The 6,311-nt window shown below is 46.7% G+C and carries 8 protein-coding genes; 3 read left to right on the top strand and 5 right to left on the bottom strand.

All coding sequences use genetic code 11. The features are described 5' to 3' along the window. The first annotated feature begins 350 nt into the window (after positions 1-350). Both RMO35_RS23280 and RMO35_RS23275 read left to right on the top strand, forming a co-directional pair. A complete protein-coding gene (locus tag RMO35_RS23280) occupies positions 351-950 on the top strand; it encodes a tRNA isopentenyl-2-thiomethyl-A-37 hydroxylase MiaE (RefSeq protein WP_309744816.1) in 600 nt (199 codons plus the stop codon). A 354-nt stretch (positions 951-1,304) separates the two neighbouring features. After that, positions 1,305-1,832, top strand: a complete 528-nt coding sequence (locus RMO35_RS23275) for a GNAT family N-acetyltransferase (RefSeq protein WP_309744814.1) — start codon at positions 1,305-1,307, stop codon at positions 1,830-1,832. A 20-nt stretch (positions 1,833-1,852) separates the two neighbouring features. On the opposite strand, the gene ubiE is transcribed toward RMO35_RS23275, so the two are convergent. Together ubiE and hemJ are read right to left on the bottom strand one after the other, a co-directional pair. Further along, a complete protein-coding gene (gene ubiE / locus RMO35_RS23270) occupies positions 1,853-2,566 on the bottom strand; it encodes a bifunctional demethylmenaquinone methyltransferase/2-methoxy-6-polyprenyl-1,4-benzoquinol methylase UbiE (RefSeq protein WP_309744812.1) in 714 nt (237 codons plus the stop codon). A 145-nt stretch (positions 2,567-2,711) separates the two neighbouring features. Beyond that, entirely contained in the window at positions 2,712-3,293 is a 582-nt protein-coding gene (gene hemJ / locus RMO35_RS23265) for a protoporphyrinogen oxidase HemJ (protein WP_309744810.1), read from the bottom strand. Between the two features lie 316 nt (positions 3,294-3,609). Between hemJ and pyrR the strand changes: the two genes are divergently transcribed. Continuing rightward, positions 3,610-4,152 carry a bifunctional pyr operon transcriptional regulator/uracil phosphoribosyltransferase PyrR gene (gene pyrR, locus RMO35_RS23260; protein ID WP_309744808.1) on the top strand — a complete coding sequence of 181 codons (543 nt, stop codon included), beginning with the start codon at positions 3,610-3,612 and terminating at the stop codon, positions 4,150-4,152. A 15-nt stretch (positions 4,153-4,167) separates the two neighbouring features. Here pyrR and RMO35_RS23255 read toward each other — a convergent pair whose 3' ends face one another. From RMO35_RS23255 to RMO35_RS23245, 3 genes are all read right to left on the bottom strand, one after another. Then, complete coding sequence (locus RMO35_RS23255; protein WP_309744806.1) at positions 4,168-4,470, bottom strand: YggT family protein; 303 nt, start codon at positions 4,468-4,470, stop codon at positions 4,168-4,170. 372 nt (positions 4,471-4,842) lie between these two features. Beyond that, entirely contained in the window at positions 4,843-5,658 is an 816-nt protein-coding gene (locus tag RMO35_RS23250) for a carbon-nitrogen hydrolase family protein (RefSeq protein WP_309744804.1), read from the bottom strand. 81 nt (positions 5,659-5,739) lie between these two features. Continuing rightward, the gene (locus tag RMO35_RS23245; protein WP_309744802.1) at positions 5,740-5,835 is read right to left on the bottom strand and encodes a cytochrome b6-f complex subunit PetL; all 96 of its coding nucleotides are present in this window, start codon (positions 5,833-5,835) and stop codon (positions 5,740-5,742) included. Positions 5,836-6,311: the final 476 nt, after the last annotated feature.

The raw sequence follows: 6,311 nt of genomic DNA, 5'->3' as shown, positions 1-6,311 counted from the left end.
GTGTAGAGTTTTTGTCGCTTCCTCTACTTTGTTACTACCAACGGGGAACTAAACTTCCCATCAGAGCGATCCGAGGTAGTAAATAAATCGGTGATTTTTATCTTCGATCTGCAATTTAGGGATTGCGAGCGATAACTAGGTTAGTTAAATTAATTAATAATTAATAATTGGATAAATCAATCTCCTCTGCCGATTTATCCGAACATCATCACCCATTTGCCCAGCGCGGGCAAGTGGGTTTTGTCGAGTTTAGCGACTTTTTAAAAACCGCTGGGATAATTTCATCGAGATCCGCGATACTATAGCTAGATCCCTGTCTGACTACATTCATTGACAATCGAGATGTGCTGATGATTGCAACTACAAACCCGACGATAAATATTTTATGCCAACCGACATCTGATGCTTGGCTAGAGCAAGCCTTAGCGAATATCGATACGATCTTGCTCGATCATTCCCATTGCGAACGCAAAGCCGCCAGCACCGCAATTAATATGATGTTTCGCTACCCTTCCAATCATAAACTCGTGCGGCAATTAACCGCGATCGCTCAGGAAGAATTAGAACATTTCGAGCAGGTAAATCAGATCCTCGAACGCCGTGGTATCCCCCTCGCCCCCCTCAACGCGCCGCCTTATGGGAAAGGATTGATGAGCCAAGTCCGCACTCAAGAACCCCATCGCTTGCTCGATTCACTCCTAGTTTCAGGACTGATTGAAGCCCGATCTCACGAACGACTGGGGTTACTCGGGAGCCATCTTCCCGACCCCCAATTAGCCGCATTTTATCGCGGATTGATGGCATCAGAAGCCCGCCATTTCGGGATTTATTGGTTACTTGCCGATACTTATTTCGACCGCACCCTCGTCCAAACTCGCCTGAGCGAATTAGCTATCTTTGAAAGCGATATACTCTCCAATCTCTATCCCGAACCCAGAGTTCATAGTTAGTTGGGAGATGGGAGATGGGAGATGGGAGGAGATCCCAACAGTGACTGAATTTGTGCCGATTAGGAATAGTCAGACTTGCTACCACAGTAACAGCGTAAGAAGAGCCTGGAGACTGGAAGTCTCGGCACACGCAAGCAAAGTCCGCCTGTCTGTATTGTCTCGCTTCCATGGTCGGGAAACCCGACCGGAGCGAGCCGCTTGTCGCGCTAAACCCGGAGGAAACCTCCGGAGCGCGCGCCGCTACGCGGACTAGTTAATCAGTCCGCTTAGCGAAAAGACACAATCGGTGGCGGTGCTGAAAGGAAGCTAATATCCATAACCTAAAACCTAAAACCTAAAGCCTAAAACCTTCCCATGCTCGCATACTACCAAGATTTTACAATTCGATCGTGGCAACCCGCAGATCGGCTGGCGGCGGCTGGTATTATCGAGCAAGCGTTAGCGGAATATGGACTAGGCTGGGAACCAGATGGCGCAGATCGCGATGTTTTAGAGATAGAGACATATTATCTCGATCGCGGTGGCGAATTTTGGGTCGTCGAGCATCACGGTGAGATTGTCGGGACGAGTGCTTATTATCCCTGCTTACACAGTGCCGATTCGCCCCCAAATCGCGGCAGCAACGCGATCGAAATCCGTAAAATGTACTTAAGTGTCAAAGTCAGAGGACAAGGCTTGGGCAAGCATTTATTAGGGCTATTAGAGCAGGCAATTTACGATCGCGGCAATCGCGAGATCTGGATCGAAACAGCCAGCATTTTAACCGCCGCAGTGAAACTATATGAAGCAAATGGTTATCGCCCCACCACAGGCGTCGAGACAGCTAGATGCGATCGAGTATATGTCAAAATATTGGCATCCGCCGCGATCGATCCAAACTAAATAATCGATCGCAAAATTCGTTACTTTGTCAATACTAATACGCCCATCATGCCACTGGCGATCGGATAGTGAACAGCATGACTAAATCCCGCAGCTAAGCCTAATTGGATCTGCTCGATGCCAGTGGGGAATCGATCGAGACTAGGGTTTAAATAAGCATATTCATCCGTCATCCCTAATTGTGCTGCTTTCGGTACGACGATCGTATCCAAATACCACTGTTGAAATTGCCGAATGAGGGTGTTGCTAGGGCGATGAAAATCGAGAACTGCGACTGACGCATCAGTTTTCAAAACTCGATGCAACTCAGCCAAAGATCTGGGAATATCGGTGACATTTCGCAAGCCATAGCCCATCGTCGCCGCATCGAAATAATTATCATCAAATGGGAGATTGAGCGCGTCAGCTTCCACCCAATTAATGTTATCTAATGATGGGTAAATCTTGGCAATCCGTTCGGCAGCAATCGTGAGTTGAGCTGGGGCAAAATCAGCACCGACAACCGTCCCACTAGTACCCACCTGTTTGGCTAACAACTGCGTTAGATCGCCACTACCACAACATAGATCCAGACAAGTATCGCCAGCTTTCGCCAAGCTCCAAGCTACGGTCATTTGTTTCCATACCCAGTGCATCCCCAGACTCAGATCGTTATTAAGCCTGTCGTACACGGGCGCAATCCGATTAAAGATTGCTTGAATATCTGTAGATGTATAATCTGATTTAGTTGGCATTAATAAGTTAAGACTTGGGAGCTGTAATTAGATTTTAATAGATCGTAGGGTGGGCACTGTCTTGTTTCGCTCAACCTGGAGGAAACCTCCAGAGCGCGAACCGCTGCCCACCATCTAGGTTTCAGCCATTATATTCGATCGATAATTAGACACTCACTTCTGATGTATTTTGACTGACTGCCAACTTTTCAGCATCGAGTCGCCGTTTGCGAGCATATAGTTGAATAGTTGCCGCCATTAGTACCACCAGTCCCACAATTAAGTAACCAGTAATATCGGTCGGCAAATTGTTTTGAAATATCGCCAATAAGACGATCGCCACCAAAAATAAAGTTGGTAATTCATTCAAGCCGCGTAACTGCTGACTGCTCCATTTGCACTCATCCACTGCCAACTTTTTCATCAAACTACTGCAATAGTAATGATAGCCGATTAATAGGACGACTAAGCCGATTTTGATATGTAACCAACGTTGATGGATAACTTCTGGCTCTGTAGAAATAATCCCGATCGCCATCGCGATCGTGAGTAACATTCCGGGCGTAGTAATAATACTATATAGGCGTTTTTCCATAATTTGATACTGCGCTTTGAGAATACCTCGCGCGGGTTCTGGCTGCTCATTTGCCTCCACATGGTAAATAAATAACCGCACTAAATAAAACAAACCAGCAAACCAAACTGTAAAGCCAATAATATGAAAAGATTTAAACCACTGATATGCCATTAAATTAGCGGGTAGGGGGTAGAGGGTAGCGATTACTAGAGTAGGGAGTAGCCAAACGAGCGGCGACTAATTTCCCTCTATCCAGGTTAGGTAAAAAGACTCATACTTGCCACCGCGATCGAGATAAGCTTAATATTCTGCAATATCTAGTGGCTGTTTGCTCGATTTTACGAGGTAGAGAGTCGATCGTCTCTTTACAGATGCTGCTGTGGGGAGAGACAATAAGGGTAGCAATTTAGACAGCTAGAGAGTAATCGTTGCTACCGCCATCTCTCCAACGATCGGACATAGTATCAAGGGTCATGACACGTAAATTATGCCTAGTTCTATTATTGAAATCTTATCGGCTGATGAAATTCGCCGCACGGTTGTCAGATTAGCTTCCGAGATCGACGAACGCTGTCGGGATTTATCCCAAGTAGTACTAGTGGGGATTCAAACCAAAGGCGTGCCGTTTGCGAACATGTTAGCCCGACAGATCGAAATTCTAGAAGGAGTCAAAGTCCCCGTCGCAACTCTAGATATCACTTTTTATCGCGACGATCTCGATCTAATTGCCGTGCGCACTCCAGGGAAGACGGATATCCCGGTAGATTTGAATGACAAGACTGTCATATTAGTCGATGATGTGATCTACCAGGGTCGCACGATCCGCGCTGCACTTAACGCCGTCACAGAGTATGGCAGACCCAAGCACATTTTACTAGCTGTCTTAGTCGATCGCGGTCATCGCCAAGTCCCGATTCACCCAGATTTTTGCGGCAAAAAACTGCCCACCGCTCGGGAGGAACAAATTAGGGTCTATTTCCAAGATGCCAACGGTCGCGATGCTGTCGAGTTAATCCGTGCGACTAGTTAAATACTCGAACCCTACCTACCGAATTAACATCGTAATCAAACCCTGTTGTCCGACCAAAACCTCCCGAATCAAACTAATAATTCCCACCCATACGATCGGCGTAATATCCACCCCACCAATGGGCGGAATTAGTTTGCGAGAAGGTGCCAAAAATGGCTCTGTTGGCGCAATAACCAAACTAAACGGCATTTTTTGACTTTCTACCTGCGGATACCATGTCAACACGATCCGAAAGATAAATAAGAAGGTCATAATTACCAAGACCACACTCACACCAATATTAAGAATATTGATTAATTGAAGATTACTCGCACTCATAAGGTCTGATTTTTTATCGTTAAATAATTAATTTTATTATAGCTAATGTAGCTGGTTGGCAATTCCCACTCGCACTCGCAAAGTCTGAATTATTACCATTAAATAAATATTCTTACAATCCACAATCTAGATGGTGGGCAGTGCCCACCCTACATATTTACTACTGTCTTGTCAGGAATGGGGTTTCCCGACCATGGAACGAACCCAAGCGGGGGAAACCCCAAGAACGCACTTTTCGCAAACCCTCGGGGAACAGAGGCGTGCGCGAGCCGCTTTCAGCGGGGGGTCTGCTTCCGCTAGGAAAATCGCAGCCCACTAACATCTAACATTTGCCGCTGTACTCAGTACAATAACTCGCCAATCTAACCAAAACTAAGCAAACACCCGATGCTGCAAAGACGGCATCTGCGCCCGAGCGCGAGCCAACCGCGTCGGATCGATTTCCGCGATTGCCACACCAGGAAGATCGCCAGCATCAGCTAAAATAACCCCCCAAGGGCCAATAATCATCGCATGTCCGTGAGTTTGGCGCATGGCATAGTGAGTGCCAGTTTGCGCTGGCGCAATGACATAGCAGGTATTTTCGATCGCCCGAGCTTGCAGCAACACTTGCCAGTGATCCTTACCCGTGTAAGCAGTAAAAGCTGCGGGCACAAATAATACATCCGCGCCTAACTTAGACAGATGACGATACAATTCGGGAAACCGGACATCGTAGCACACAGACAATCCCAGTCCACCTAATTGCGGCGAGTGGTAAACGTCAGGTAATTTGACTCCAGCCATCACCGTGCTGGATTCGCGATAGGTGTTGCCATCGGGAAGATTGACATCAAATAAGTGCGTCTTCTCATATCTACTCAATTCTTCACCACTGGGGCCGACGAGTAGTGCGGTATTATAGACTTTACCCTGGGTGCCTACTGGCACGGGAAAACCACCCCCGATCAGGGTCACTTGATACTTTTGAGCGGTAGTTTTGAGAAATTTCTCCGTTTGAGTTGCGATCTCTTCAGCTTGGGCAACTTTATCTTGCTCGGTGCCCAAAAACGCAAAATTCTCAGGTAGACCGATTAATTCAGCACCTCTGCGGACAGCCAATTCGATTAGTTCTTCAGCGGTAGCGAGATTTTTCGCTAGATCCGGTAGGCTGGTCATTTGAATGGCAGCAGCAAGATAAGACTTCATTTGTGAGACAATTAATGACAATGAGTGAATGGTAGATTCAAAAAGACCCAGACTAGCCAAGTAATGACTAGTCATTAGTTCTTAGATAATCTTGGCAAATCTGAGTCCAAAGAACAGCCCCATCGCAATCGCGAACATCACACCGACAAAACCTAGATAAGCAATCGCACCAGACATAACTCTCTAACTCCACTATAACTATGTACTTACTATTAAATCATCGACGGGAACCTAGCGGGTAAAGGGCACTCGATTCTCCTGCGGTAATGCCAAAGGCGAGGCTACGCTAACGAGACGCGAACGTGTTGGCGCAACCGCTCGCACAGAACCAAAGCGTCTACCTCAACACATAGCCTCTACCACCGAAACATCGCCACGATCGGTATCGTGGTTGCGGACATCTACACTAAAATTAGGTTTAAGGTCGTTTGCGCCCCCACTTTCTAACCAGAAAACAACAAATCGAGATATCAATCTAGCTATTACCCATTACCTTTTACCTCTTACCCATTACCTTTTACCTCTTACCCATATTGTTATGGAACCGATTACAGTTGCGCTAACAAATCCCTATGAGATCGAGATCGCGCCGGGAAATCTCGATCGCTTGGGTGACAAATGCCGCCAGCTCGCTCTAGGCAACAAAATCATGG

This window comes from Chamaesiphon sp. OTE_20_metabat_361 (genome assembly GCF_031364565.1).
This window is presented reverse-complemented; position numbering and strand designations above follow the sequence as displayed.

Coding starts and splice junctions, on each gene's coding strand:
- RMO35_RS23280 (WP_309744816.1), top strand. CDS start 351: ATGATTGCAACTACAAACCCGACGATAAATATTTTATGCCAACCGACA.
- RMO35_RS23275 (WP_309744814.1), top strand. CDS start 1,305: ATGCTCGCATACTACCAAGATTTTACAATTCGATCGTGGCAACCCGCA.
- ubiE (WP_309744812.1), bottom strand. CDS start 2,566: ATGCCAACTAAATCAGATTATACATCTACAGATATTCAAGCAATCTTT.
- hemJ (WP_309744810.1), bottom strand. CDS start 3,293: ATGGCATATCAGTGGTTTAAATCTTTTCATATTATTGGCTTTACAGTT.
- pyrR (WP_309744808.1), top strand. CDS start 3,610: ATGCCTAGTTCTATTATTGAAATCTTATCGGCTGATGAAATTCGCCGC.
- RMO35_RS23255 (WP_309744806.1), bottom strand. CDS start 4,470: ATGAGTGCGAGTAATCTTCAATTAATCAATATTCTTAATATTGGTGTG.
- RMO35_RS23250 (WP_309744804.1), bottom strand. CDS start 5,658: ATGAAGTCTTATCTTGCTGCTGCCATTCAAATGACCAGCCTACCGGAT.
- RMO35_RS23245 (WP_309744802.1), bottom strand. CDS start 5,835: ATGTCTGGTGCGATTGCTTATCTAGGTTTTGTCGGTGTGATGTTCGCG.